Annotated in this window: 23 protein-coding genes and 2 pseudogenes; 19 read left to right on the top strand and 6 right to left on the bottom strand. The window is 74.9% G+C overall.

Features of this window, described 5'->3' with window-relative positions; all coding sequences use genetic code 11:
• Nucleotide 1 precedes the first annotated feature (1 nt).
• Nucleotides 2–1414 (top strand): DUF2252 domain-containing protein, encoded by a 1413-nt coding sequence (locus PHY01_RS03070; protein WP_246085663.1) that lies wholly within the window; start codon nt 2–4, stop codon nt 1412–1414.
• Nucleotides 1415–1418: 4 nt separating this feature from the next.
• On the opposite strand, the gene PHY01_RS03065 is transcribed toward PHY01_RS03070, so the two are convergent.
• Nucleotides 1419–1943, bottom strand: coding sequence for a hypothetical protein (locus tag PHY01_RS03065; protein ID WP_141276813.1), 525 nt, complete (start codon nt 1941–1943; stop codon nt 1419–1421).
• Between the two features lie 92 nt (nt 1944–2035).
• Between PHY01_RS03065 and PHY01_RS03060 the strand changes: the two genes are divergently transcribed.
• The 9 genes and pseudogenes from PHY01_RS03060 to PHY01_RS03015 all read left to right on the top strand — a co-directional run bounded on the left by PHY01_RS03060 (nt 2036) and on the right by PHY01_RS03015 (nt 11573).
• On the top strand, nt 2036–2911 hold the full coding sequence (locus PHY01_RS03060; RefSeq protein WP_141276810.1) for an ABC transporter substrate-binding protein: 876 nt from the start codon (nt 2036–2038) through the stop codon (nt 2909–2911).
• Between the two features lie 562 nt (nt 2912–3473).
• Nucleotides 3474–3563 (top strand): K(+)-transporting ATPase subunit F, encoded by a 90-nt coding sequence (gene kdpF, locus PHY01_RS28060; protein WP_141276806.1) that lies wholly within the window; start codon nt 3474–3476, stop codon nt 3561–3563.
• 108 nt (nt 3564–3671) lie between these two features.
• Nucleotides 3672–4655, top strand: a pseudogene (locus tag PHY01_RS03045) (potassium-transporting ATPase subunit KdpA); the annotation flags it as partial.
• The gene (gene kdpB, locus PHY01_RS03040) at nt 4652–6694 is read left to right on the top strand and encodes a potassium-transporting ATPase subunit KdpB (RefSeq protein ID WP_141276800.1); all 2043 of its coding nucleotides are present in this window, start codon (nt 4652–4654) and stop codon (nt 6692–6694) included. The pseudogene PHY01_RS03045 and the gene kdpB, both read left to right, overlap by 4 nt.
• Nucleotides 6694–7329, top strand: a complete 636-nt coding sequence (locus PHY01_RS03035; protein ID WP_141276797.1) for a potassium-transporting ATPase subunit C — start codon at nt 6694–6696, stop codon at nt 7327–7329. Before kdpB ends, PHY01_RS03035 begins: the two co-directional genes overlap by 1 nt.
• 5 nt (nt 7330–7334) lie before the next feature.
• On the top strand, nt 7335–9836 hold the full coding sequence (locus tag PHY01_RS03030) for a sensor histidine kinase (protein WP_246085662.1): 2502 nt from the start codon (nt 7335–7337) through the stop codon (nt 9834–9836).
• Nucleotides 9833–10512 (top strand): annotated as a pseudogene (locus PHY01_RS03025) (response regulator). Before PHY01_RS03030 ends, PHY01_RS03025 begins: the two are co-directional and overlap by 4 nt.
• 51 nt (nt 10513–10563) lie before the next feature.
• Complete coding sequence (locus PHY01_RS03020) at nt 10564–11292, top strand: alpha/beta fold hydrolase (protein WP_246085661.1); 729 nt, start codon at nt 10564–10566, stop codon at nt 11290–11292.
• Between the two features lie 80 nt (nt 11293–11372).
• Entirely contained in the window at nt 11373–11573 is a 201-nt protein-coding gene (locus PHY01_RS03015) for a hypothetical protein (protein ID WP_141276793.1), read from the top strand.
• Nucleotides 11574–11580: 7 nt separating this feature from the next.
• Here PHY01_RS03015 and PHY01_RS03010 read toward each other — a convergent pair whose 3' ends face one another.
• Nucleotides 11581–12735: an acyl-CoA dehydrogenase family protein gene (locus PHY01_RS03010; RefSeq protein WP_141276790.1), complete on the bottom strand. Its 1155-nt coding sequence runs from the start codon at nt 12733–12735 to the stop codon at nt 11581–11583.
• A 56-nt stretch (nt 12736–12791) separates the two neighbouring features.
• Here PHY01_RS03010 and PHY01_RS03005 point away from each other — a divergent pair, with 56 nt between their 5' ends.
• From PHY01_RS03005 to PHY01_RS02980, 6 genes are all read left to right on the top strand, one after another.
• Complete coding sequence (locus tag PHY01_RS03005) at nt 12792–13880, top strand: sensor histidine kinase (protein WP_141276787.1); 1089 nt, start codon at nt 12792–12794, stop codon at nt 13878–13880.
• An 11-nt stretch (nt 13881–13891) separates the two neighbouring features.
• Nucleotides 13892–14659: a LytR/AlgR family response regulator transcription factor gene (locus PHY01_RS03000; RefSeq protein WP_141277097.1), complete on the top strand. Its 768-nt coding sequence runs from the start codon at nt 13892–13894 to the stop codon at nt 14657–14659.
• 2 nt (nt 14660–14661) lie between these two features.
• Nucleotides 14662–15006, top strand: coding sequence for a hypothetical protein (locus PHY01_RS02995; RefSeq protein ID WP_141277096.1), 345 nt, complete (start codon nt 14662–14664; stop codon nt 15004–15006).
• 10 nt (nt 15007–15016) lie between these two features.
• Nucleotides 15017–16693, top strand: coding sequence for a sodium/solute symporter (locus PHY01_RS02990; protein ID WP_246085660.1), 1677 nt, complete (start codon nt 15017–15019; stop codon nt 16691–16693).
• A gap of 162 nt (nt 16694–16855) precedes the next feature.
• The gene (locus tag PHY01_RS02985) at nt 16856–17197 is read left to right on the top strand and encodes a DUF485 domain-containing protein (RefSeq protein ID WP_141276784.1); all 342 of its coding nucleotides are present in this window, start codon (nt 16856–16858) and stop codon (nt 17195–17197) included.
• Nucleotides 17194–18843: a monocarboxylic acid transporter gene (locus PHY01_RS02980; protein ID WP_370467385.1), complete on the top strand. Its 1650-nt coding sequence runs from the start codon at nt 17194–17196 to the stop codon at nt 18841–18843. Before PHY01_RS02985 ends, PHY01_RS02980 begins: the two co-directional genes overlap by 4 nt.
• Nucleotides 18844–18881: 38 nt before the next feature.
• Here the strand turns inward: PHY01_RS02980 and PHY01_RS27875 are convergent, their stop codons facing one another.
• Nucleotides 18882–19883, bottom strand: a complete 1002-nt coding sequence (locus tag PHY01_RS27875) for a sensor domain-containing diguanylate cyclase (RefSeq protein ID WP_141276781.1) — start codon at nt 19881–19883, stop codon at nt 18882–18884.
• Nucleotides 19884–20156: 273 nt separating this feature from the next.
• Here PHY01_RS27875 and PHY01_RS02970 point away from each other — a divergent pair, with 273 nt between their 5' ends.
• Nucleotides 20157–21119, top strand: coding sequence for a cation diffusion facilitator family transporter (locus PHY01_RS02970; RefSeq protein WP_141276780.1), 963 nt, complete (start codon nt 20157–20159; stop codon nt 21117–21119).
• 81 nt (nt 21120–21200) lie between these two features.
• Here PHY01_RS02970 and PHY01_RS02965 read toward each other — a convergent pair whose 3' ends face one another.
• Nucleotides 21201–22616 carry an RNA polymerase sigma factor gene (locus PHY01_RS02965; RefSeq protein ID WP_141276777.1) on the bottom strand — a complete coding sequence of 472 codons (1416 nt, stop codon included), beginning with the start codon at nt 22614–22616 and terminating at the stop codon, nt 21201–21203.
• A 229-nt stretch (nt 22617–22845) separates the two neighbouring features.
• On the opposite strand from PHY01_RS02965, the gene PHY01_RS02960 reads away from it, so the two are divergent.
• Complete coding sequence (locus PHY01_RS02960; RefSeq protein ID WP_141276775.1) at nt 22846–23712, top strand: inositol monophosphatase family protein; 867 nt, start codon at nt 22846–22848, stop codon at nt 23710–23712.
• Nucleotides 23713–23724: 12 nt separating this feature from the next.
• Here PHY01_RS02960 and cei read toward each other — a convergent pair whose 3' ends face one another.
• Nucleotides 23725–24357, bottom strand: a complete 633-nt coding sequence (gene cei / locus PHY01_RS02955; RefSeq protein ID WP_141276773.1) for an envelope integrity protein Cei — start codon at nt 24355–24357, stop codon at nt 23725–23727.
• Complete coding sequence (locus tag PHY01_RS02950; protein ID WP_246085659.1) at nt 24354–25466, bottom strand: phosphotransferase family protein; 1113 nt, start codon at nt 25464–25466, stop codon at nt 24354–24356. The genes cei and PHY01_RS02950 overlap by 4 nt, the downstream gene beginning before the upstream one ends.
• 230 nt (nt 25467–25696) lie before the next feature.
• On the opposite strand from PHY01_RS02950, the gene PHY01_RS02945 reads away from it, so the two are divergent.
• Nucleotides 25697–25996 carry a DUF4193 domain-containing protein gene (locus PHY01_RS02945; RefSeq protein ID WP_141276770.1) on the top strand — a complete coding sequence of 100 codons (300 nt, stop codon included), beginning with the start codon at nt 25697–25699 and terminating at the stop codon, nt 25994–25996.
• Nucleotides 25997–26003: the final 7 nt, after the last annotated feature.

Genomic DNA, 26003 nt, shown 5'->3' with positions numbered 1-26003 from the left:
GGTGACTCGCGCCTCCGGCCACACCGTCCTCGCCGACGCCGACGGCACCGCCTACGCCTCGCTGCGGCAACGGCCCGTGGCCCGCGCGGAGCGCATGGCGATGGGCAAGGCGCTGCGCAAGCGGGTGCCGCGGTCGTCACTGGCCGTCTGGGACCCCGGCCCCGACCGGCCGGACCCGGTCGCGCAGATCATCGAGTCGCACGTCGGCCGCGTCGAGTCGCTGGTGCCGATCCGGGTGGGCCGGATGACCGCCTCGCCCTACGGGTTCCTGCGCGGCTCGGCCGTGGTGATGGCCGACGACGTGGCCGGGCTGCCGCGCACCGGGATCACCCCGGTCGTCTGCGGCGACGCCCACCTGGGCAACTTCGGCTTCTACGCCTCGCCCGAACGCGACCTGGTCATCGACCTCAACGACTTCGACGAGGCGCACCCCGGCGCCTGGGAGTGGGACCTGCGCCGGCTCGTCGCGAGCATCTGGGTGGCCGGGCGGCACGGGTCGGCGTCGGAGGACCAGTGCGCCGACGCGGTGCGCACCTGCGTGGCGGCCTACCGGGACGAGGTGCGCTTCCTCGCCCGCAAGCCGTTGCTCTCGCGCTCCTACGAGCGCCTCGACGTCGACCGGCTCGCCGAGGAGAGCCCGCGCGCGCTGCGCGCCGAGATCGTCCGGGCGGCCCGGCGGGCGCGGCGGCGCACCGGGGACCGCGCGCTGCCGCGGTTCACCGAGGAGGTCGCCGGCACCCGTCGCCTGGTCGAGGAGCCGCCGCTGATGACCCGGCTGCCCGACGCCGAGGCCGACCTGGTCGGCGCCGCGCTCGACGACTACCTGCAGACACTGGCGCCGCACTGGCGCCGCGTCCTGGGCGGCTACACGCTGCTCGACGTCGGGCACAAGGTCGTCGGCGTCGGCAGCGTGGGCCTGCGGGCCTACGTCGCGCTGCTGGAGGGCTCCGCGCCCGACGACGTCGTGTTCCTGCAGCTCAAGCAGGCCCGCCGCTCGGTGCTGGCCCGCCACGTCCACGGCGACTCGGCGCTGCACGCGCACCAGGGACAGCGGGTCGTGGAGTACCAGCAGGCGCTGCAGACCGTCAGCGACCCGCTGCTGGGCTGGACCAGCGTCGGTGACATGCAGTTCTACGTCCGCCAGTTCCGCGACATGAAGGGCTCCATCGAGCTGGAGGGGATCCACCCGGCCGCCCTGGTCGACTACTCGGGGGTGGTGGGGCACCTGCTGGCCAAGGGCCACGCCCGCACCAGCGGGGCGTCGATGATCTCCGGGTACGTCGGGCGCGGGGACAACGTCGACCGCGCGTTGAGCGCCTTCGCCCGCCGGTACGCCGACCAGACCGAGGCCGACCACGCCGCGCTCGTGGACGCCGTGCGGCGCGGGAAGCTGGCCTGCGAGCCCGGGTACTGACCGGTCACGTCGCGGCGTGCAGGACGCACGCGGCGCAGTACACCGCGGCGAACCGGCTGACCGGCAGCGTCGCCTTCCGGCGCGCCAGCGCGCAGGCGAGGGCCCCGTCGTCGCCGGGATCCGGTGGGGCCGCGGCGGGGGACGACAACCCCGCCCCGCCCTCGTGCACGGCCCTCGCGAGGCGCGGGATCCGCAGCAGCCGGGGCAGCTCGGCCCCGTGCAGCGCGTCGGTGAGGCGGTCGTGGTGCTCCTCCGGCGCCGCGACGGCGTGGTAGGTCCGGCCGCCGGACTCCACGTCGGTGACGACGAGGCGCCCCCGCTCGGGGTCGGTGCGCACGCGGCCGGTGTAGGTCGCGGCGAGGCCCGACCGGTCGACCGCGACGACCCGTCGGCCGCCCGCCACCGCGGCGGCACTCAGGCGCTCCACGACGTCGTCGCGCCGCAGCGCCTCCACCGACACGGCCCCGGGCCCGCGGGTCACGCGGTACACCTCGCCGAGCACGGTCACCTGCTGGTACTGCTCGTCCATCCGACCTCCGGCCCCTCGGGTACCCGCTCTGTCGAGCCGAATCCCGACCGCCGGATACATCCGGTTGCGGTCGCGGCGCCTACGCTCGCCGGATGCGGATCGCGTCGCTGCTCCCCGCCGCCACCGAGATCGCCGCCGCGGTCGGGCTCGTCGACGACCTGGTGGCCGTCACCTTCGAGTGCGACCACCCGGCCGGGATCCGGGACCGCGTGCCGGTCGTCGTCGACACCGCCCTGCCGGAGGGGCTGACGCCCGGCGAGATCGACGCCGTGGTGCGCGACCGGGCCGCCCGGGGCCTGCCGATGTACCAGGTCGACGCCCCCGCGCTGGGCGCGCTGCGCCCCGAGCTGATCCTCACCCAGGACCTGTGCCGGGTCTGCGCACTGCCCGCGGGCGCCGTCACCGACGCGCTGGCGCTGCTCGGCTCCGACGCGGACGTCCTCTCGGTCGACCCGCACTCCGTCGACGAGGTGCTGGCCGCGATCGCGGAGATCGGCCACCGCGGCGGGGCCCCCGGACAGGCGGACGCGCTGGTCGCGGGCCTGCGGGCGCGGCTCGCGGCCGTGGCGGCCGCGGTGGCGGGTCGGGCCCGGCCGCGGGTGCTGGTGCTGGAGTGGACCGACCCGCCGTTCCTGGCCGGGCACTGGGTGCCCGAGCTGGTGCGCCGCGCGGGCGGGGAGCCGGTCGGCGGGGTCGACGCCGGGCGCAGCACGTCGGTCGGCTGGCCGGACCTGCCCGCCGCCGACGTGGTCGTCGTCGCCCCCTGCGGGTACGGACTCGACGACGCGCTCGCCCAGACCGCCGCGGTGCGCCACCTGCTCCCCGACGTGCCGGTGCTGGCGATGGACTCCGCGGCCTACGTCGTGCGGGCCGGGCCCCGGCTCGTCGACGGGATCGAGGCGCTGGCCGGGGCGCTGCACCCCGACGCGGTCGCCGCGCCCCCACCGGGCCGCATCGCCCGGGTCTGACCGGCCCCCCACGCGCTCCTCCCTACCCCGCGCGCACCTCTCGGCCCCGCGCGCACGTGCCAGCCGCGTGCACGTTTGCGGGCGCGCACGTGCCGGGCCGCGCGCACGCTGCGGGCGCGCACGTTCCGGCCCCGCGCGCACCTTCGACGGTGCGCGTGGGTGCTCGACCGTGCGCGTGAGGGTCGAAGGTGCGCGTACGGGCCGGGACGGTGCGCGTGCGAGCCGAGCCACGGGCCCGGATGGTGTGCCTGCGGACCCCCGGCGTGCGGACCCCCGGCGTGCGGACCGCGGGCGTGCGGCCCTCGGGCATGCGGGCCCGGGCGTGCGGGGCGGGCGGTGGCGCCCGTCACCCCCGCGTCAAGATCGCGTCAACGCCGACCCGCCGCCCGTCAAGCACCCGTAGCGGAGCCCCCGCGGGCGGCCGGGGTGGGCGCACGCTCCCACCGTCCCCGCCGGAACCGCCGGGGGGAGGGGGAGGTCCGGCGATGGCCGACATCGCGTACGTGCTGCTGCTGATCGGCGGGTTCCTGATGCTCGCGCTGACGCTGCGGGGGCTGGAGCGGTGGTGACGGAGAACGTCGTCGGGGCGGTCGTCGCACTGGCCCTGCTCGGCTACCTGTTCCTCGCGCTGGTCCGGCCGGAGAGGTTCTGATGTCGTCCACCCTCGCCGGCCTGCTCCAGGTCGGGGTGCTCCTCGTGCTGCTCGCGGCCGTGTACGCGCCCTTCGGCGGCTACATGGCCCGGGTGTACGGGAGCGAGCGGCACTGGCGGGTGGAGCGGGGGCGTGTTCAACGCCAACTCCGCGCACCCCTTCGAGAACCCGAACGCGGTCACCAACCTCCTACAGGTCTTCCTGCTGCTGGTGATCCCGGTGTGTCTCACCCGCACGTTCGGCGTGCTGGTGGGCGACCGGCGCCAGGGCCACCTGCTCGTCGCGGTCATGGGCACGCTGTGGGCGACCCTGCTCACCGTCGCCTGGTGGGCCGAGAGCCACCCGAACGGCCCGGCGCACCTGCTCGCGGGCGGCGCCATGGAGGGCAAGGAGACCCGGTTCGGGATCGGGTCCTCGGTGCTGTTCGCGATCTCCACCACCGGCACGTCGACGGGCGCGGTGAACAGCTGGCACGACGGCTACACCGGCCTCGGCGGTGGCATGACGCTGCTGAACATGCTGTTCGGCGAGGTCGCTCCCGGCGGGGTCGGGGCGGGCCTCTACGGCATGCTGGTGCTCGCGGTCATCGCCGTGTTCCTGGCCGGGCTGATGGTCGGGCGCACCCCGGAGTACCTGGGCAAGAAGCTCGGGCGGGTGCAGGTCACGGCCGCCGTCGTCGCGGTGCTGGCGATGCCGACGATGGTGCTGCTCGGCACCGGCGCCGCCCTCACGCAGCCGCTCGAGGGCGTGCTGAACGACTCCGGCCCGCACGGCCTGACCGAGGTGCTCTACGCCTACGCCAGCGCGGCCAACAACAACGGCAGCGCGTTCGCGGGCATCACGGTCACCGACCCGTTCTTCCAGGCGAGCCTCGGCGTCGCGATGCTGGTCGGCCGGTTCGTGCCGATCCTCGCGGTGCTGGCCATGGCCGGGTCGCTCGCCGCGCAGCGGCGCGTCGAACCCGGCGCCGGGAGCCTGCCCACGTCCGGACCGCTGTTCGGCGTCCTGCTCGGCGGCACCGTCGTCCTGGTCGCCGCCCTCACCTTCTTCCCGGCGCTCGCGCTGGGACCGTTCGCGGAGGCACTGCTGTGACGACCCGGAGCGCGACCGCTGTCCTGGACCGGCCCGCCCCGGCGGTGCGGGCGGGCGCGTTCGCCCCGTCCCAGCTCGTCGCGGCCCTGCCCGATGCGGTGCGCAAGCTCGACCCGCGCGCCCAGCTCCGCAACCCCGTCATGTTCGTGGTGTGGGTCGGGTCGGTGCTGGTCACGGGGCTGACGATCGTCGAGCCGAGCGTGTTCTCGGTGCTGGTCGCCGGGTCGCTGTGGGCCACCGTGCTGTTCGCGAACCTCGCCGAGGCCGTCGCGGAGGGACGGGGGAAGGCGCAGGCGGAGTCGCTGCGGCGCACCCGCACCGAGACGGTCGCCCGCCGGGTCGACGGGACGGAGGTGCCCGCCACCGCCCTGCGCGTCGGCGACCGCGTGGTCGTCGGGGCCGGCGAGGTGATCCCCGGCGACGGCGACGTCGTCGAGGGCATCGCCACCGTCGACGAGTCGGCGATCACCGGCGAGTCCGCGCCGGTGATCCGGGAGTCCGGCGGCGACCGCAGCGCGGTCACCGGCGGCACCACCGTGCTGTCCGACCGGATCGTCGTGGAGATCACGACGCGGCCGGGGGAGTCGTTCGTCGACCGGATGATCGCGCTCGTCGAGGGCGCGCAGCGGCAGAAGACGCCCAACGAGATCGCGCTGACGATCCTGCTCTCCGCACTGACCATCGTCTTCCTGCTCGCGGTCGTGGCGCTGCAGCCGATGTCGGCCTACTCCGGTGCGCAGCAGTCGCTGGTCGTGCTCACCGCGCTGCTCGTCTGCCTCATCCCCACCACGATCGGGGCGCTGCTGTCCGCGATCGGCATCGCCGGGATGGACCGGCTGGTGCAGCGCAACGTGCTCGCCACCTCCGGCCGGGCGGTGGAGGCCGCGGGCGACGTCGACGTCCTGCTGCTGGACAAGACCGGCACGATCACCTTCGGCAACCGGCAGGCCACCGACCTGGTCCCGGTCGAGGGGGTGTCGCCCGAGGACCTCGCGGCGGCGGCGCGGCTGTCCAGCCTCGCCGACCGGACGCCGGAGGGCCGCTCGATCGTCGCCCTGTGCGCGCAGCGGTTCGGGCTGCCGGAGGAGGCCACCCGCGAGGAGGCGGTCGCGGAGTTCGTGCCGTTCACGGCGCAGACGCGGATGTCCGGCGTCGACGTCGGCGGCCGGGAGATCCGCAAGGGGGCCGCGAGCGCGGTCCTGGAGCGGGTCGGCGCCGACCCGGGTGCGACCGCCGTGCGGGAGGTGGTGGACACGATCGCGCAGGAGGGCGGCACGCCGCTCGTCGTCGCGGACGGGGGGCGGGTGCTGGGCGTCGTGCGGCTCTCCGACGTGGTCAAGCCCGGGATGCGGGAGCGCTTCGCGCAGATGCGCGCCATGGGTATCCGCACCGTCATGGTGACCGGGGACAACGCGCTCACCGCCGCGGCCATCGCCCGCGAGGCCGGCGTCGACGACTTTCTGGCCGAGGCCACCCCCGAGGACAAGCTGGCGCTCATCCGGCGCGAGCAGGAGGGCGGGCGGCTGGTCGCGATGACCGGCGACGGCACCAACGACGCGCCCGCGCTCGCGCAGGCCGACGTGGGCGTCGCGATGAACACGGGGACGGCCGCGGCCAAGGAGGCCGGCAACATGGTCGACCTCGACTCCGACCCCACCAAGATCATCGAGGTCGTCGAGATCGGCAAGCAGCTGCTCATCACCCGCGGTGCGCTCACCACGTTCTCGGTGGCCAACGACCTGGCGAAGTACTTCGCGATCCTGCCGGCCATGTTCGCGGCGCTGTACCCGCAGCTCGACCGGCTCGACGTGATGGCGCTGGCGTCGCCGAACTCCGCGATCCTCTCGGCCGTCGTCTTCAACGCGCTGGTCATCGTGGCGCTCGTGCCGCTGGCCCTGCGGGGCGTGCGGTACCGGCCCGTCGGCGCCGCGCACCTGTTGCGCCGCAACCTGCTGGTCTACGGGCTGGGCGGCGTCGTCACGCCGTTCGCCGGGATCTTCCTCATCGACCTGCTCGTCCGTCTCGTCCCGGGGATCTGATGCTCACCTCCATCGCCCGCCAGTCCGGCACCGCCGTGCGCGTGCTGCTGGTCATGACCCTGCTCCTCGGGATCGCCTACCCGCTCGGGATCTGGCTCGTCTCCCGGCTCCCGGGGCTGTCCGGGCCCGCGGAGGGCTCGATCCGGTACTCCGCGGACGGCACCGCCGTCGGGTCGTCGCTGATCGGGATCGACCCGGTCGCGGCCGACCCGGCGGCCGACCCGTGGTTCCACACGCGGCCCTCGGCCACCGCGGACGACGCGCTGGGCCTGGGCCCCGGCGACCCGTCCACCTCGGCCGGGGCCAACCTCGGCGGGTTCGACGAGGGGCTGGTGGCGACGGTCGCCGCGCGGCGCGAGCGGATCGCGGCCCGGGAGGGCGTCGACGTCTCCCGCGTGCCGGTCGACGCGGTGTCCAGCTCGGCGTCGGGCGTCGACCCCGGCATCAGCCCCGCCTACGCCGAGCTGCAGGTGCCGCGGGTCGCGCGGGTGACCGGCCTGCCGGTGGACGCGGTCCGGGCGCTGGTCGCGGAGCACACGAGCGGCCGTGTCCTGGGCCTCCTGGGCGAGCCGACGGTGAACACGACCGAGCTGAACCCGGCGGTGGCGGCGGCGGTCGGCCTGCCGGGAGGATGAGCGGCGTGGGTGAGCGCGGGGAGCTGCGGATCTACCTCGGCGCCGCGCCGGGGGTCGGGAAGACCTTCGCCATGCTCGGCGAGGCGCACCGCCGCCGGGAACGGGGCACCGACGTCGTCGTCGGGCTGGTGGAGACCCACGGCCGGGCGCGCACCGCCGAGCTGGCGGCGGGACTCGAGACCGTGCCCCGCCGCCGTCACCTGCACCGGGGCACCGTGCAGGAGGAGATGGACGTCGACGCGCTGCTGGCGCGGGCCCCGCAGGTCGCCGTCGTCGACGAGCTGGCGCACACCAACGCCCCCGGCTCCCGCAACGCCAAGCGCCACCAGGACGTCGCCGAGCTGCTCGACGCCGGCATCGACGTCCTCACCACGGTGAACGTGCAGCACCTGGAGTCGCTCAACGACGTGGTGGAGCGGATCACCGGGGTCACCCAGCGCGAGACGGTGCCCGACGAGGTGGTGCGCCGCGCCGAGCAGATCGAGCTCGTCGACATCACCCCGGAGGCGCTGCGCCGGCGGATGGCCCACGGCAACGTCTACGCGGCGGAGAAGGTCGACGCGGCGCTGAGCAACTTCTTCCGGCCCGGCAACCTCATCGCGCTGCGCGAGCTGGCCCTGCTGTGGGTGGCCGACCAGGTCGACGTCGCGCTGCAGCGCCACCGCGCCGACCGCGGCGTCACCGACACCTGGGAGACCCGCGAGCGCGTGGTCGTCGCGCTCACCGGGGGCACCGAGAGCGAGACGGTGCTGCGCCGCGCCGCACGCATCGCGAAGCGGGCCGGGTCGGCCGAGCTGATGTGCGTGCACGTGCTGCGCGGCGACGGCCTCGCCGGCGCCCCGATCGGCGCGCTGGCGACGCTGCGCACGCTCGCCGACGACGTCGGGGCGTCGTTCCACACCGTCGTGGGCGACGACGTGCCGGACTCGCTGCTGGAGTTCGCCCGCGGCGTCAACGCCACCCAGCTGGTGCTGGGCACCTCGCGCCGCTCCCGGCTGGCCCGGGCGTTCGACGAGGGCATCGGATCGCGGGTGGTGCAGGACTCCGGCCCCATCGACGTGCACATGGTCACCCACGCCGAGGCGGGCGGGCGCCTGCGCCTGCCGGTGCCGCGGCCCGGGGTGCCCGCCGTGCGCGGGGCGTGGGGCTGGGTGCTGGCCGTGCTGCTGCCGGGCCTGGCCACCGGCGCCGGGGTGCTGCTGCTGGAGGTCGGCGACCTCTCCACCGACGTCGTGCTGTTCTTCCTGGCCACCGTCGTCGTCGCGCTGGTGGGTGGGCTGGGGCCCGCGGTACTGGCCGCGCTGCTGGGCGGGCTGCTGCTCAACTACTTCCTCACCCCGCCCACCGGCAGCCTCACCATCGCCCGGCCGGAGAACGCGGTCACGATCGTCGCGATGGTGCTGGTGGCGGTGCTGGTGGCGCTGGTCGTCGACCGCGCGGCGCGGCGCACCGCCCAGGCCGCGCGGCTGCGCACCGAGGCCGCGCTGCTCGCGTCGTTCTCCCGGACCGTGCTCACCCGCACCGACCCGCTGCCGCGGCTGCTGGAGAAGGTCGGCGACGCGTTCGGGCTCGCGTCGGTGGCCGTCCTGGAACGGGTCGACGGGCGGTGGCGGCGCGTCGCGGAGGTCGGGCCGCCGGTGTGCGAGCGACCCGAGGACTGCGACGTCGACGTGGCGGTCGAGCCGGGCCTGCACCTGGTCGGGCGCGGCCGCGCGCTGGCCGCGGCGGACCGCAGGCTGCTGGAGACCGTCGGCGGGCAGGCCCTGCTCGCCCTGCGCAGCCAGCGCGACGCCGCCGACGCCGCGGCCGCCCGCCGCCGCGCCGAGGCCACCGAGCTGCGCGGTGCGCTGCTCTCGGCCGTCGGCCACGACCTGCGCACGCCCCTGACCTCGATCAAGGCCGCGGCCGGGAGCCTGCGCGACGAGCAGCTGCGGCTCTCGGCCGCCGACCGGGCCGACCTCGCCGCGACCGTGGAGGAGTCGGCCGACCGGCTCACCGCGCTGGTCGACAACCTGCTCGACTCCTCGCGCCTGGCCGCGGGTGCGGTCGTGCCGCTGCTCGCACCGGTCGGCTACGACGAGGTGGTCGTCCCCGCGCTCGCCGGGGTGGAGGGCTCGGCCCGCGTCGAGGTCGCGGTCGAGGAGACGCTGCCCGACGTCGTGGCCGACGCCGGGCTGCTGGAGCGGGTCGTGGCCAACCTGGTCGACAACGCGCTGCGCCACGGCCGCGGCGCCCCGGTCGCGGTCCGGGCCAGCGCCCACTCCGACCGCGTCGAGCTGCGGGTCGTCGACCGCGGTCCGGGGCGGGCCCGCGAGGACCTGTTCGCGGCGTTCGGTCCCCGCGGTGACCGGCACGCGACCGGCGGGGTCGGGCTCGGGCTCAGCGTCGCGCGCGGGTTCACCGAGGCGATGGGCGGCACGCTGGTCGCCGAGGACACCCCCGGCGGCGGCCTGACCCTGGTCGTCGCCCTGCCCGCGGCCCGGCGTCCCGCCCCGGTGCACCCGTGACGCGCGTGCTCGTCGTCGACGACGACCCGCAGATCCTGCGCGCCCTGCGGATCAACCTCACCGCGCACGGCTACGACGTCACCGTCGCCCCCGACGGCGGCGGCGCCCTGCGCGCGGCCGCCGACCACCCGCCCGACGTCGTCGTGCTCGACCTCGGGTTGCCCGACCTCGACGGCACCGAGGTCATCGCGGGGCTCCGCGGCTGGACGCCGGTGCCGATCATCGTGCTGTCCGCGCGGGACGGGTCCACCGACAAGGTGGGCGCGCTGGACGCGGGCGCCGACGACTACGTCACCAAGCCGTTCGGGATGGCCGAGCTGCTCGCCCGGCTGCGCGCGGCGGTGCGGCGCGCGGCGGCGGCGACCGTCGACGGGGAACCGGTCGTCGACGCCGGGGACGTCCGGGTCGACCTCGCCGCGAAGAAGGTCGTGCGCGACGGTGCCCAGGTGCACCTGACGCCCACCGAGTGGGGGATCCTGGAGCTGCTGGTGCGCCACCGCGGCAAGCTGGTGGGGCAGCGCGAGCTGCTGCGCGCCGTCTGGGGCCCGGCTACGGCACGGAGACGAACTACCTGCGGGTCTACCTCGCCCAGCTGCGGCGCAAGCTCGTGACCGAGCCGTCGCGGCCGCGGCACCTGATCACCGAGGCGGGCATGGGATACCGGTTCGAGGTGTGAGCCCCCTCGCGACCGGGCACCGGACCGGCGCGCCCGCGCGTTGGACCGGTCGTGTTCTCCGACGTGGTCCGTGAGCTCGCCCCCGTCGTCGGCGTCGGCCGGCGGACGCTGCGCCGCCATCCGGTGTGGACCGAACCCGGAGCGGGCGAGGGCGGCGGGCTCGGTGTCGTCGTCGTGCCCGGTTTCGGCGGCGCCGACGCGTCGATGGCGACGCTGCGGACCTGGCTCGACGCGCGCGGCTACCGGACCACCGGCGCCGGGCTCGGGATCAACGTGGGGTGCAGCGCCGACCTGGTCGACCGGCTCGAGCGGCGCGTCGTCCGGCACGCCGAGGCCACCGGGGGACCGGTCGTGCTCCTCGGGCACAGCCGCGGCGGCTGGATCGGGCGGCTGGTCGCGGTGCGCCGCCCCGAGCTGGTGCGCGCGCTGGTCATGCTCGGCACGCCGGTGCTGGACCCGCTCGACACCCGCGCCGCGGTCACCGTCGCCTGCCGGGCCCTGGTCCGGCTCTCCGACCTCGGCCTGCGCGGGCTGCTGGAGCGCGACTGCCTCGACGGCACCTGCCGCGCGGCCACCGAGGCCGGGCTCTCCGCGCCGCTGGCGATGCCGGTCGTGTCCGTCTACTCCCGCACCGACGGCGTCGTCGGCTGGCGGTCCTGCCTCGCCCCCGGCGCCGAGCACGTCGAGGTGACCTGCGGGCACACGGCGATGGTGCAGGACCCGGAGCTGTTCGCCGCACTGGCCCCACGCCTCGCCGCATGGGTCGGCCGACCGGCCTGAACCCGGGGTAGGGTTCCCCCACGACGTGCAGGCAGGCCCCTTCGGGGCCCGCGGCGCGCGACGAGAGGGAGCACGGACACGTGAGCTGGACCGGAAGCCCCACCACCAACGAGGAGGGCGGCCGGTTCGCCGCCGCCCAGGTCGCCCACGAGACGAGCAACGACCTGCAGAACCGCCGCGCCGCACGCGTCGTCGCCGGCCGGGCCATCGACGTCGACGACTGCGCCGAGATGCTCGCGATGCTGGGCCTCGACGCCGCGGACCGCGTGGCCGCCGACTGAGCCCCGGTCAGTCCAGCCCGCCGCGTGCCACCAGCTGCGCGGCGATGACGTTGCGCTGGATCTCGTTCGTGCCCTCGCCCACGATCATCAGCGGGGCGTCGCGGAAGTAGCGCTCCACGTCGAACTCGGTGGAGTAGCCGTAGCCGCCGTGGATGCGGACGGCGTCGAGCGCGACCTCCATCGCGGCCTCGGAGGCGAACAGCTTCGCCATGCCCGCCTCCAGGTCGCAGCGCTCACCGGTCTCGTACCGCTGCGCGGCGTGCAGGATCAGCTGCCGGGCGGCGGTGAGCTTGGTGGCCATGTCCGCGAGGTGGTTGCCGACCGACTGGTGCCGCCAGATCGGCTTGCCGAAGCTCTCCCGCTCCTGGGCGTAGCGCAGCGCGTCGTCGAAGGCGGCCCGCCCGACGCCGAGCGCGCGGGCGGCCACCTGGATGCGCCCGGTCTCCAGGCCCTTCATCATCTGCGCGAACCCGCGCCCCTCGACGCCGCCGAGCAGGGCGTCGTCGGCGACCTCGTGGCCGGTGAACGTCAGCTCGCAGCTCTCGACGCCCTTGTACCCCAGCTTGGGCAGGTCGCGCGACACCGTCAGGCCGGGGCCGTGCTCGACGAGCAGGATCGAGATGCCGCGGTGCGGCGGCGACGCGTCCGGGTCGGTCTTGCACAGCAGCGCGATCAGCTGTGAGCGCCGCGAGTTGGTGATCCAGGTCTTCGCCCCGTCGACGACGTACCCGCCGCCGGCGCGTCGGCGGGCCCGGGTGGTCATCGCCTGCAGGTCCGAGCCGCCGCCGGGCTCGGTGAGCGCCATCGTGGCCCGCACCTCGCCGGTGGCCATGCGGGGCAGCCAGCGGTCCTGCTGCTCGGGCGTGCCGAAGGCCACCAGCAGCTTCGCGACGACCGTGTGCCCGCCCATCGCGCCCGCGAGGCTCATCCAGCCGCGGGCGAGCTCCGCGGTGACCAGCGCGTAGCAGGGCATCGACACCGGGGCCTCGCCCCACGGCTCGGGTACCGCCAGCCCGAAGACGCCGAGCCGCTTCATCTGCTCGATCAGCTTCTCGGGGTAGGTGTCGGTGTGCTCGAGCTCGCGGACGACCGGCCGGACCTCGCGTTCGACGAACTCACGCACGGTGGAGATCACGGTCTGTTCCTCGGTGCTCAGTTCCACACGGCCGAGCGTAGAGTCACACGGTCACGTCCTGGGGCCCCGACGGAGAGGCGGACATGCTCGCTGTCCCCCGCTTGCGGGTCCCTCCGTCGTGGCTGACGCCGTCCTGGCTGCGGCGCACCCGGCCGGGCCCGGAGGCCGTCGCCACGCTGTCGGCGGGCCGGCGGATCGCCGTGGAGCTGCGCGACGGGCTCGGCGGCCCGCGGGCCGCCGGTGCGGCGGCCGACCTGCGCCGGCTGCTCGGCGTCGCCTCGGTGGGGCTCGCGGGGCTGTCCGGCGAGCCGCAGTGGGGTGGGCGGCCCGACAACCCGGTGATGGCCGCGGCGCTGGTGGAGCGGGTGCTGCGCACCGACTCGCGGGCGGTGCGCGGCGACCTCGTCGCGCAGCCGGTGCACGCCCGCGACGAGCTGGCCGGGGTGCTCGTCGTCCAGGGCGGGCTGTCGGCGGGTCAGGTGCGCGAGACGGCGAGGTGGGTGGGGGAGGCGCTGGAGCGGGGCCGGCTGGAGGCCTCGGCCGGGGTCGCCGAGGCCGCGGAGCTGCGGGCGCTGCGCGCGGAGATCTCACCGCACTTCGTCTACAACTCGCTGACGGTGATCGCCTCGTTCGTCCGGACCGACCCGGAGCGCGCCCGCGAGCTCATGCTCGACTTCGCCGCCTACACCCGCCACAGCCTGGCCCGCAGCGGCGACTACACGACCGTGGCCGGGGAGTTCGCCGCGATCGAGGCCTACCTGGCGCTGGCCCGGGCGGTGCTGGGGGAGCGGCTGCGGGTGCAGGTGCGGATCGCTCCGGAGATCCTGCCGGTCGCGCTGCCCTACCTCGCGCTGCAGCCGCTGGTGGAGAACGCCGTGCGGCACGGGGTGGAGCTGGGGCCCGGCGGCCTGGTCCAGGTCACCGGGGAGGCGCAGGGGGGCGAGTGCGTGATCAGCGTGGAGGACGACGGCGCGGGCATGAACCCGGCCTATGCCGCCGACGTCCTGGCCGGGCGCGGCAACCCGGGCAGCCTCGGGCTGGTCAACGTCGACCGCAGGCTGCGCAGCGTGTTCGGCCCCGGTTACGGCCTGGTGGTGGAGACCGCCGACGGCGCGGGCACCCGAGTGGTGCTGCGGGTGCCGCGGTTCCAGCCGGGCGTGGCGGCGACGTGACTGCGCCGGGGATGCGGGTGCTGGTCGTCGACGACGTCGCGCCCGCGCTGGAGGAGCTGCGCCGGATGCTGCTGGAGTCGCCCGGCGTCGGCACGGTGTCCACGGCGCCCGGCCCGGTCGAGGCGCTGCGGCAGATCCAGGCGGCCCCGTTCGACGTCGTGTTCCTCGACGTGTCGATGCCCGCGATGGACGGCATGGAGCTGGCGTCGCTGCTGGCGCGGATGACCGACCCGCCGGTGGTCGTGTTCGTCACCGCCTTCGAGGAGCACGCCGCGTCGGCCTACGGGATCGGCGCGGTCGACTACCTGCTCAAACCGGTCGGCCCGGAGCGCCTCGCGGCCGCGCTCGACCGGGTGCGCCGCTTCGCCACCACCGACGGCACCGAGCCGGCCCCGCCCGCCGAACCGGTCGACGCGCTCGCGGCCGTGCCGGTCGAGCTGGGCGGGCGCACGCGGTTCGTCCGGCGCGACGACGTGCGGTTCGTCGAGGCGCAGGGCGACTACGTGCGGCTGCACACCCCCGGCGGCGGGCACCTCGTGCGCATCCCGATCTCACGGCTGGAGGAGCACTGGCAGCACGCCGGGTTCGTGCGGGTGCACCGCAGCTACCTGCTCGCCGTGCCCGCCGTGCGCGAGCTGCGCAGCGACGTCAGCGGGGGGCTGCTCGCCCACACCGACGCCGGTGACGTCCCGGTCAGCCGCCGGCACGCCCGGCAGCTGCGCGAGCGGCTGCTCGAGGCGGCCACCCGCGGCGTCTTCGACCCCCGGGGAGGGCGGTGACGATGACCAAGCAGCGCCGGGTCGCCGTCACCAGCCCGCAGACCAGCCTGGTGATCGCGCGCCGCCGGGCGGGCGTGCGGGTGGACCCGCCGCACCTCGCCCCGGCCGACATGGACCGCGCCCGCCGGGTGCACCGCGAGCAGCTGCGCCGCGCGCTGGGCGCCGTCGCGGGCCTGGCCGGCCTGATCATCGGGCTGCCGCTGGCGCTGTTCGCCTTCCCCGCCCTCGACGCCGTGCGGCTGCTCGGGGTGCCCGTCTCGTGGCTCGCGGTCGCGGTCCTGCCCTACGCGGTGCTCGTCCTGCTGGCCGGCTGGCAGCTGCGGCGGGCGGAGGAGGCCGAGGAGTGACGGCCCGACCGTGATCGTCGCCGGGATCGTCCTGGTCGTCCTCGCCACGCTGCTCATCGGCGCGCGCGGGGTCGCCGCGATGCGCAGCACGTCGGACTTCCTGGTCGCCTCGCGCCGGATCTCGCCCGCGCTCAACGCGGCCGCGGTGTCGGGGGAGTACCTGTCGGCGGCGTCGTTCCTCGGGGTCGCGGGGCTCGTCGTCAAGGACGGGATCGGGGCGCTGTGGTACCCGGTCGGGTTCACCGCGGGCTACCTCGCGATGCTCGCGCTGGTGGCGGCGCCGATGCGGCGCACCGGCGCGCTGACCGTCCCCGACTTCGCGGAGGCCCGCCTCGGCTCGGCGGGCCTGCGGCGCCTGTCGGCCGTCGTGGTGCTGGTGATCGCCACGCTGTACCTGGTGCCCCAGTTCAAGGCGGCCGGGCAGGTGCTCGCCGTCGTGGCGGGCACGCCGTACTGGGTCGGGGTCGTCGTCGCCGGTGCCGCGGTGTCGATCACCCTGGCGCTGGGCGGGATGCGCGCGGCCACCTACGTGCAGGCCTTCCAGTTCGGGCTCAAGCTGCTGCTGTTCGTCGTCCCGGCGATCTGGCTGGTGCTCAGCGTGAGCGGGGAGACGCGCGCCGCGGCGCTGTCCCCGGTGGAGTTCACGACGTTCGAGCGCAGCACGCCCGTCGACTTCCGGCTCGGCACCGAGCTCACCCTCACCGAGCCCACCAGCGTCGCCGTCGACGACCGGGCGCCCGAGGTGCTCGAACCCGGCCGCTACGTCGTCGAGGGCGGCAGCCGGTGGGTCTTCGCACCGGGCTCGGACGTGCCCGACGTCGAGGGCGCCGTCCCGCCCGGCGGCGAGGGCTGGTCGCGGCCGCTGCTCGACCCCGGCGGGGCCGGGTACCCGGTGCTGGCCACGCTGTCGATCCTGGTCGCCACGGTGCTGGGCACGATGGGCCTGCCGCACATCCTCGTGCGCTTCCACACCAGTCCCGACGGGCGCGGCGCCCGCCGCACCGCGGCCATCACCGTCGCCCTGCTCAGCGCGTTCTACCTGTTCCCCGCCGTCTACGGGGTGCTCGGGGCGGTCCTGCTCCCCGAGCTGTACCTGTCCGGCGGCACCGACACCGTGGTCGTGTCGCTGCCCGCCCGGGTCGACGGGGGGATCACCGGCACGCTGTTCACCGCCCTGCTCACCGCGGGTGCCTTCGCCGCGTTCCTCGCGACCTCGCTGGGCCTGCTGCTCGCGCTGTCCGGGGCGGTCTCGCACGACCTGCTGCCGGGCACCACCCTGCGCCGGCTGCGGCTGACGTCGCTCGGCGCGGCCGCGCTCGTCGTCGCCCTCGCCCTGCCGGCCGTGCACCTCGACGTCGGCGTGCTCGTGACCTCGGCGTTCGCCGTCGCGGCCTCGACGTTCTGCCCCCTGCTGGTGCTCGGCATCTGGTGGGCGGGGCTCACCGCGCGTGGCGCCGCCGTCGGGATGATCGTGGGGTTGCTGGCCTCCGCGGGCGTGATCGGTGTCGACCTGACGCTCGGTTCCCCCGACGGCCTGGCCTCGATCCTGCTCGGCCAGCCCGCGCTGTGGTCGGTGCCGCTGGCGTTCGCGACGATGGTGCTGGTGTCGCTGCGGGGCCGTCCGCCCGCCTGGGCCGCCGCCGCGATGCTGCGGCTACACCTGGACGAGACACATCGGACCACCTGATCGATACCCCGGTTGACACTGCGTGACCACTGGACGGCCCTCGTTGCCGTTCGTCGACCGTTCGTCGCGTGAGCGGGCTGTGTGTCGAGGGCCACTTCCGAGCACGGGTCCCGATCGTTGTGCTGTGTATCCGATCCGGTCGGACGAGTGCGAGGAGGCACCGTGAGTACCACCGATCCGTCTCCGGCGGCGGGGACCAGGGACTGGCAGGCCATCGAGGTCGAGCCGGACTTCCAGGAGCTCCGCCGCAGGCTGCGCAGTTTCGTCTTCCCGGTGACCGGCCTGTTCCTGGGCTGGTACGTGCTGTACGTGCTGCTCGCGACGTACGCCGCACCCTTCATGTCGATCAAGGTGCTGGGCAACATCAACCTCGGGCTGCTGCTGGGCCTGCTGCAGTTCGTGTCCACCTTCGCGATCACCGCCTGGTACGTGAAGTTCGCCGATCGCAGGCTCGACCCGCTGTCGAGCAAGATCCGTCAGGAGATCCAGGGGGTCGACAAGTGATCACCACCGTGCTGGCCCAGGGCGGGGTCGAGGGCAGCGACCCGATCCTCAACATCACGATCTTCGGGCTGTTCGTCGTCATCACGCTCGGGATCGTCATCTACGTGAGCCGCCGCGCCACGTCGAGCGCCTCGGACTTCTACACCGCGGGCGGCGGCTTCTCCGGCCCGCAGAACGGCGTCGCGATCTCCGGCGACTACCTCTCCGCCGCCTCGTTCCTCGGCATCGCCGGCGCCATCGCGCTCAACGGCTACGACGGCTTCCTGTACTCCATCGGCTTCCTGGTGGCCTGGCTCGTCGCGCTGCTGCTGGTGGCCGAGCTGCTGCGCAACACCGGCAAGTACACGATGGGCGACGTCCTGGCGTTCCGGATGCGGCATCGGCCCGTCCGCGCCGCCGCGGCCACCTCGACGCTCGCGGTGTCCTTCTTCTACCTGCTCGCCCAGATGGCGGGTGCCGGTGGCCTCGTCGCGCTGCTGCTCAACATCACCGACGGGTTCGGCCAGTCGGTCGTCATCGCCATCGTCGGTGCGGTCATGATCGCCTACGTGCTCATCGGCGGCATGCGCGGCACGACCTGGGTGCAGATCATCAAGGCCGTCCTGCTGATCGCCGGCGCCGGCGTCATGACGATCTGGGTCCTCGCCCTCTACGGCTTCAACTTCTCCGCGGTGCTGGCCGACGCCGTCCGCGCGGGCGGCGAGACCGGTGAGGCGCTGCTCAACCCGGGCAAGCAGTACGGCGCCACCGCGATCACCCAGCTCGACTTCCTGTCCCTGGGTCTCGCGCTCGTGCTCGGTACCGCGGGCCTGCCGCACATCCTGATGCGCTTCTACACCGTGCCCACGGCCAAGGAGGCCCGCCGCTCGGTGGTCTGGGCGATCTGGCTGATCGGCCTGTTCTACGTGTTCACGCTGGTCCTGGGCTACGGGGCGGGCGCGATGGTCGGGCCCGACGAGATCCGGGCGGCGCCGGGTGGCGCCAACTCGGCGGCCCCGCTGCTGGCCTACGAGCTGGGCGGCACGGTGCTGCTGGGCATCATCGCCGCGGTCGCGTTCGCCACGATCCTGGCGGTCGTGGCCGGCCTGACGATCACCGCGTCGGCGTCGTTCGCCCACGACATCTACGCCAACGTGATCAAGAAGGGCGAGCTGACCGACCCGGACGAGGAGGTGAAGATCGCCCGCATCACCGCGATCGTCATCGGCGTCGTCGCGATCGCCGGCGGCATCCTGGCCAACGGCCAGAACATCGCCTTCCTGGTGGCGCTGGCCTTCGCCGTCGCCGCCTCGGCGAACCTGCCGACGATCCTGTACTCGCTGTTCTGGAAGCGGTTCAACACCACCGGCGCGCTGTGGAGCATCTACGGCGGCCTCGGCACGACGGTGCTGCTGATCGTCTTCTCGCCGGTCGTGTCGGGCAAGCCGGTCAACCCGGCCACCGGCAAGAGCGCGTCGATGCTGCAGGGCGTCGACTTCAGCTGGTTCCCGCTCGACAACCCGGGCATCGTCTCGATCCCGCTGTCGTTCCTGCTCGGCTACATCGGCACGGTCCTGAGCAAGGACGTCCCGAACGCCGACAAGGTCGCCGAGATGTCGGTCCGCTCCCTCACCGGGGTGGGCGTCGAGAAGTCGGTGGCGCACTAGGCACCCCGATCGGGGGGACGAACGGCCCTCCCTGCCCATCACGAGTGGGCGGGAGGGCCGTTCGCCGTCGTCAGGCGGGCGCGCCGGCGGCGCTTCTGCTCGTACATCGCCTCGTCGGCGGCCTGCCAGGCCCCGGGGAAGCCCGCGACGACGCTGTAGGGCGCGTGCCCGAACGAGCCCGACACCCCCGCGGCGGCGAGCGCGCGCTCCATCCGGCCCACCAGCCGGGCCGTCTGCTCCGGGGTGGCGCCGACGGCGAGCATCCCGAACTCGTCGCCGCCGAGCCGGGCCAGCACGTCGCCACCGCGCAGGCACCCCGACAGGGCGGTGGCGGCCCGGCGGATGTAGTCGTCGCCCGCGTCGTGGCCGCGGGTGTCGTTGACGGTCTTGAGGTGGTCGAGGTCCATCACCACCACGCAGGCCGGGTCGCCGAAACGGCGGAAGCGCTGCTCCTCCACGCGCAGGAAGCGGTCCCACCCCCGCCGGTTGAGCAGCCCGGTCAGCGCGTCGGTGTCGGCCTCGCGGCGCGCCAGCTCCAGCTCCCTGGCCGCCGCGGTGGCCTGCGTGTCGGCCTCCAGGACGGCCGACAGCATGCTGGAGAGCAGGTCGAGCAGCGGCCGGTGCGCGTGCAGCGAGTCCGGCCCGCGCTGCGGGTCGAAGCCGCAGACGGTGCCGAACAGGGCCCCGTCGGGCCGGACGATCGGCGTCCCCAGGTAGGCGTTGACGACGAACGGCGCGGCCGCGGCGGCCGCGGCGGCGTACTCGGGAACCCGCTGCACGTCGGGGGCGATCCGCGGCGTCCCGCCGGACACCATGGTCCGGCACATCGAGGTCGCGTAGGGCAGCTCGGTGCCCGCCGGCAGTCCGTAGGCGGGCGCGTCGACGGCGAGCAGGATCTGCCGGCCGTCGACGATGCGCGTGACGGCCCACATGCCCATCGGCACGGCCCGGGACAGGTACTCGACGACCGTGGCGCAGGCCGCGTCGAAGGTGCGGGCGGGCCGCAGGTACGGGGCGACGAGCTCCGGCTCCGACTCCATCGTGCCTCCCGGCGGGGTGCCTCTCCACGATAAACGGTGGGCGGCCGGGTGGCGGTCGAGGGTGCGGCGGACCGGCGGTACCGGCGTGGTCCGGACGGACCGCGGGGCCCGGCCGCAAACGGCCGGGCCCCGCGTGTCCCGAACTGACGCGCTGCTCCCACCACGAAGCAACGAGCTGAAGTTAGCCTACCCTGATCTACGGCGCAACCCCGTCCGGGTGGAGGTCCCGTCCCATGTCGACATGCACGAATGCGCATGAGTAGGGTACGGCGCATGGTTCTCGACGCCGGCGCGCGCCCCGGTCCCGGCCGTGATCACGGCCCTGGCCCCGGTCACGGTCACGGTCACGGCCATTCCGCCGACACCGACCGCCGCCGGCTGGCGATCGCGCTGGCCGTCACGCTGGGCACCGCCGTGGTCGGGGCGGTCGGGGCCGTGCTCACCGGCTCCCTCGCCCTGCTCGCCGACCTCGGCCACCTGCTCACCGACGCCGCCGCGCTCGCGGCGGCGTTCGTCGCGTCGGTGCTGGCCCAGCGGCCCGCCGACGCCCGCCGCACCTTCGGGCTGGGGCGCGTCGAGGTGCTCGTGGCCGGCGTCAACGCGATCACGCTGGTGGCCGTCGTGGTCTGGGTGGCGGTGGAGGGCGTCGGGCGGTTGATCGAGCCCGCCGAGGTGCCCGGGCTGCCGCTGCTGGTGGTGGGCCTGCTCGGGCTCGTCGGGAACCTCGTCTCGCTGGCCGTGCTGGCCGGGGGCGACCGCCGGAACATGAACATGCGCGGAGCGATGCTGCACGTGCTGGGCGACGCGCTGGGCTCGGTCGGTGTGCTCGCGGCGGCGCTGGTGCTGCTGTTCACGGGCTGGCCCTACGCCGACACCGTGGCCTCGCTGTTCATCGTGGCGCTGATCCTGCCGCGCACGGTCGCGCTGCTGCGGGAGGTGGGCCACGTCCTGCTGGAGGGGGCGCCGCGGGGGATCGACACCGCCGACGTCCGCGACGCGCTGCTCGCCGTCCCGGGGGTGCTCGACGTGCACGACCTGCACCTGTGGTCGATCAACGACCGGCGCCCGACGGTGTCGGCGCACCTGGTCGTCGACGAGGCCACGCACGTGGGCTGCGGCGAGGCGTCGGTGCTCGACGCCGCGGGTGCGGCCTTGCGCGAGCGTTTCGGCCTCGCCCACAGCACCCTGCAGATCGAGCAGGACGACCACACCGACCACGAGGACCACTGCCGCTGACGGTGGCGTCCGCCCGGGTGGTGCCGACGCGCGACGGCCCCCGGGCCGGTGGGCTCGGGGGCCGTCGGGACGGGCCGGGGCTCAGTCCAGGTAGTCGCGCAGTACCTGGGACCGGCTCGGGTGGCGCAGCTTCGACATCGTCTTCGACTCGATCTGCCGGATCCGCTCGCGCGTGACCCCGTAGACCTGGCCGATCTCGTCGAGGGTGCGGGGCTGGCCGTCGGTGAGGCCGAACCGCAGCCGCACCACGCCCGCCTCGCGCTCGCTCAGGGTGGCCAGCACCGACTGGAGCTGGTCCTGCAGCAGCGTGAAGGACACCGCGTCGACCGCGACGACCGCCTCGGAGTCCTCGATGAAGTCACCGAGCTGGCTGTCGCCCTCGTCGCCGATGGTCTGGTCGAGCGAGATGGGCTCCCGGGCGTACTGCTGGATCTCCAGCACCTTCTCCGGGGTGATGTCCATTTCCTTGGCGAGCTCCTCGGGCGTGGGCTCGCGGCCCAGGTCCTGGAGGAGTTCGCGCTGTATGCGGCCGAGCTTGTTGATGACCTCGACCATGTGCACCGGGATACGGATAGTGCGGGCCTGGTCGGCCATGGCGCGGGTGATGGCCTGGCGGATCCACCACGTCGCGTAGGTCGAGAACTTGTAGCCCTTGGTGTAGTCGAACTTCTCGACCGCGCGGATCAGGCCCAGGTTGCCCTCCTGGATGAGGTCCAGGAAGGCCATGCCGCGGCCGGTGTAGCGCTTGGCGAGGGAGACCACGAGGCGGAGGTTGGCCTCCAGCAGGTGGTTCTTGGCACGCTCGCCGTCGCGGACGATCCAGCGCAGGTCACGCCGCAGCTGCGGGGAGACCTTCTCGCCGGCGTCGATCGCGCGGCGCAGCCGCTCGGCGGCGTAGAGGCCGGCCTCGATGCGCTTGGCGAGCTCGACCTCCTCCTCCGCGTTGAGCAGCGCGACCTTGCCGATCTGCTTGAGGTACGCGCGGACCGAGTCGGCCGATGCGGTGAGCTCGGCGTCCTTGCGCGCCTGGCGCAGGGCCTCGGACTCCTCCTCGTCCCACACGAAGTCCGAGGACTTGGTGGGGGTGGAGGAGCGCTCGCGGGGACCGCGACGGTTGGCGCCGGTGTTGGCCGGCTCGTCCTCGTCGTCGTCCTCCTCGTCGTCGTCCTCGTCGGTGGCCTTGCCGGGCACCTGGACGCCCTTGGCGGGCGCCTCGGGCGCGAGGTCGGCGTCGTCGAGGTCGACCTCGACCTCCTCGAGGTCGGCGCCCTCGGGGGACCCGTCGAGCTCGGGGGAGCCGGTGTCGGGGCCGTCGAGATCGACGGCCTCGTCGTTCTTCTTGGCGGAGGCCGCCTTGGCGCCGGCACGGGCCCGCGGCTTGGGCGCGGCCTTCGCCGCGGGTGCGGTCTTCGCCCGGGACGCCCGGCGTGCCGGGGCGGGAGCCGTGGCCTGGTCGGCCGTCGGCTCGGTACGGGTTGCGGAATCTGCGGCTGCCACCTAGGCCCTCTCACTGCGGTGCGCTCTGTGGTGAGCCGGAGTTGGAGACGTACCGGCTGCCTGACGAGATCTGTGTGGTCGCATCCCTGCGGCGGAGGCCGCCCGGCGAGGGGCGAGGCGGTCGGCGTGCGATGGGGTGCGGAGCCATTGTAACTGCGTGCGCCCCGGGCGCCGTCGCCTCGCGTCCCGTAGGCGTGTCCGGGGGCTCCGGGTGTGATCGGATGTGGGGGTGAGCACCCGGTCCGACAGCCCCCCGCCCGCCGTCGATCCGGAGGTGTTGCGCCAGGTCGCGGTGCAGGTCGCCACCGAGGCGGCCGAGCACCTGCGGGGCCTTCCGCGGCCGTGGGACAGCGGGGCGGCCGACGGGTCGGTGGCCACCAAGAGCACCCCGACCGACGTCGTGACGGCCTCGGACACGGCCGTGGAGACGCTGGTCCGGGGGCGCCTCGCCCAGCTGCGCGCCGGGGACCCGGTGGTGGGGGAGGAGCACGGCGGCAGCGCGGGCGTCGACCCCGACCGCGTGGTGTGGGTCGTCGACCCGATCGACGGCACCGTCAACTTCCTCTACGGCCTGCCCTGGTACGCCATCTCGGTGGCCGCGACCCGCGGTGGGGAGTCGCTGGCCGGCGCGGTGGTGGAACCCGGGTCCGGTCGGGTGTGGAGTGCCGCGCTGGGGCACGGCGCCACCTGCGACGGGCGTCCGCTCAGGGTCTCGGGCGCGTCCGAGCTGTCGTTGTCGCTGCTGGGCACCGGCTTCGCCTACGACGTGCGGCGCCGCGCCCGGCAGGCCGCGCTGGTCGCCGAGCTGCTCCCGCAGGTCCGCGACGTCCGCCGCACCGGATCGGCCGCGCTCGACCTCTGCGCGGTCGCGGCCGGGTGGACCGACGCCTACCTCGAGCACGGCTGCAGCTGGTGGGACTGGGCGGCGGCCGCGCTCGTCGCCCGCGAGGCCGGGGCGGTGGTGCGCACGCCCGGGGTCGCGGGCCTCGCCCCCGCCGAGGACGGGCTGGGCGCCGACGCGCTGCTCGCCGTCACCCCGGGCATCGCCGCGGAGCTGGCCGAGCGGATCCGGCGGGCCGGCGCCACGCAGGTCTGAGCCGGGCCCGGGTCAGCAGGGGATCGCGTCGCGCGCCTGCGCGAGCGCCGCGGGATCCGGCGGCTCCGGGGCGGCGTCCTCGCCGTCGTCGGCGGGGGAGGGGGCGCCGAGGGTCTCGAGGACGTCGCGGACCGGCCGGGGCGGGTCGACGTCGCCGAAGCCCGTGCCCACCGAGACGTCGACGCCGGCGTCGGGCCGGTCGTCGCGCACCAGCTCCGCGCACGGCAGGACCAGCGTCAGCGTGCTCGCGGCGGCCTCGCCGGCCGCGCCGAAGCGGATCTGCCCGACGCACTCCATGTCGCCGTCGGGGTAGAACGGATCGTTGTCCGGCGCGCCCGCGGAGCCGAAGCCCAGGTCGCCGAGCTGGGCGGCCACCAGGTTGGCCTGCCCGCGCTGCCCTCCGGCGTTGAGCACGCGCACCGGGACGGCGGCGGGCGGGGCCGGGACCACGCCGTCGAGCGCCCCCGGCTCCAGGGTGGCGCCGGGGGCGGGGCCCGCGGCGGGCGTGGGGCAGGACTGCGGGCCGCCCGGCCCGGACGCGCCGACGAGCACCACGGTCCAGGTGACGGCGGCGATCACGGCGAGCACCGACACCACCGCGACGATCGGGGTGCGCCGCCTGCGGCGGTAGGGGACCGCGGTCACCGGTCGCCGGCCCCGAGCCCGTGGGCGAGGACGTGCTCGCCCAGCGCGACGAGCGGGTCGACCGCACCGTCGAGCCCGTCGGCCATCGACGCGGGCACCATCCCGGCGTGCACCCTGGCCAGGATCCCGGCCAGGACGACGGCGAGCTTGAACGTGCCGAACGCGACGTACCAGGGCAGCGGCTCCAGGTCGAGGCCCGAGCCCGCGGCGTAGGCGGCGGCGACCTGTGCCCGCGTCGGGAAGCCGGGCAGCCGGGTCGGGCTGGACAGGTGCTGCGCGCCCCGCCACAGCGCGCCGTCGTCCGCCTCGTGCCAGTAGACGAGCAACAGGCCCAGATCGGCGAGCGGGTCGCCGAGGGTGGAGAGCTCCCAGTCGAGCACCGCGCGGATGCGGCCGGGGTCGGTGGCGTCGAACAGGCAGTTGTCGATGCGGTAGTCGCCGTGGACGATCGTGTGCCGCTGGGTGGTGGGCACCGAGGCGGCGAGGCGCTCGGCCAGCCCGGTCAGCGCGTCGGCGGTGCTCTGCTCGACCGCGCCACCCGACTCGCGCGCGGCGTCCCACTGCGTGCCCCAGCGCCGGACCTGGCGGGCCATGAACCCCTCGGGGCGCCCGAAGTCGCCCAGTCCCACCGCGTCGGGGTCGACGGCGTGCAGCGCCACCAGTACGTCGACCAGCGCCTGCCCGGCCCGGCCCCGGTCGGCCTCGCTCTCCGCCCAGCCCGCGGGCAGCTCGCCCAGCGGCACCACGCCGTCGACGAGCTCCATGACGAAGCAGGGGGCGTCGACCGGCGGACCGGACTCCGACCACGCGAGCACCCGCGGCACCGGCACCGGCGTGCCCGCCAGCCCGGAGATGACGCGCCGCTCGCGTCCCATGTCGTGCGCGGTGGCCGCCACCTCACCGACCGGGGGCCTGCGCAGCACCACCGCACCCGCCGGGCTCGTGACCCGGTAGGTGAGGTTCGAGCGCCCGGCGCCGATCGGGGACAGCGCGCAGTCCTTCCAGCGCGGGTCGCCGAGCCGCTCGGCGAGCCAGGGCCCGACGGTGCCGGGATCGGCGCCGGGGACGGGGCCGTGGGGGTCGGGTCCGGAGGCGGCAGGCTCGGTCACGAACAGGGACCCTAGCCCGCGGGCCCGGCCCCGGCCGGTCGCGCCGAGGCTCTGGTCACCGGCGGACGCAGGGGGTTGACGCATGGGCTACCCTTCGCGCCCCGGGGCAGACGGATCGTCCCCGAGCGAGTGAGACGCGCGTCACTCCCGGGGCCGGGCACAAACGCCGCCGCTGTGACGTTGTCCAGCGGCACGACGACGAAGAACTGCTGTTCACAGAGGGTGGGACCATGGCAACCGACTACGACGCTCCACGGCGCAACGAGACCGACGACATGGCCGAGGACTCGCTCGACGAGCTCAAGGCCCGTCGCAACGAGGCGCAGTCGTCCGTGGTCGACGTCGACGAGACCGACACGGCCGAGAGCTTCGAGCTCCCGGGCGCCGACCTGTCCGGCGAGGAGCTCACCGTCAAGGTGCTGCCCAAGCAGGCCGACGAGTTCACCTGCTCGAGCTGCTTCCTGGTGCACCACCGCAGCCGGCTGGCCGAGAGCAGCCCGCAGTTCGTCTGCCGGGACTGCGCCGCCTGACGCCCCA

Origin of the sequence: Pseudonocardia hydrocarbonoxydans (assembly GCF_006539565.1) — a bacterium.
Classification (GTDB): domain Bacteria; phylum Actinomycetota; class Actinomycetes; order Mycobacteriales; family Pseudonocardiaceae; genus Pseudonocardia; species Pseudonocardia hydrocarbonoxydans.
This window is presented reverse-complemented; position numbering and strand designations above follow the sequence as displayed.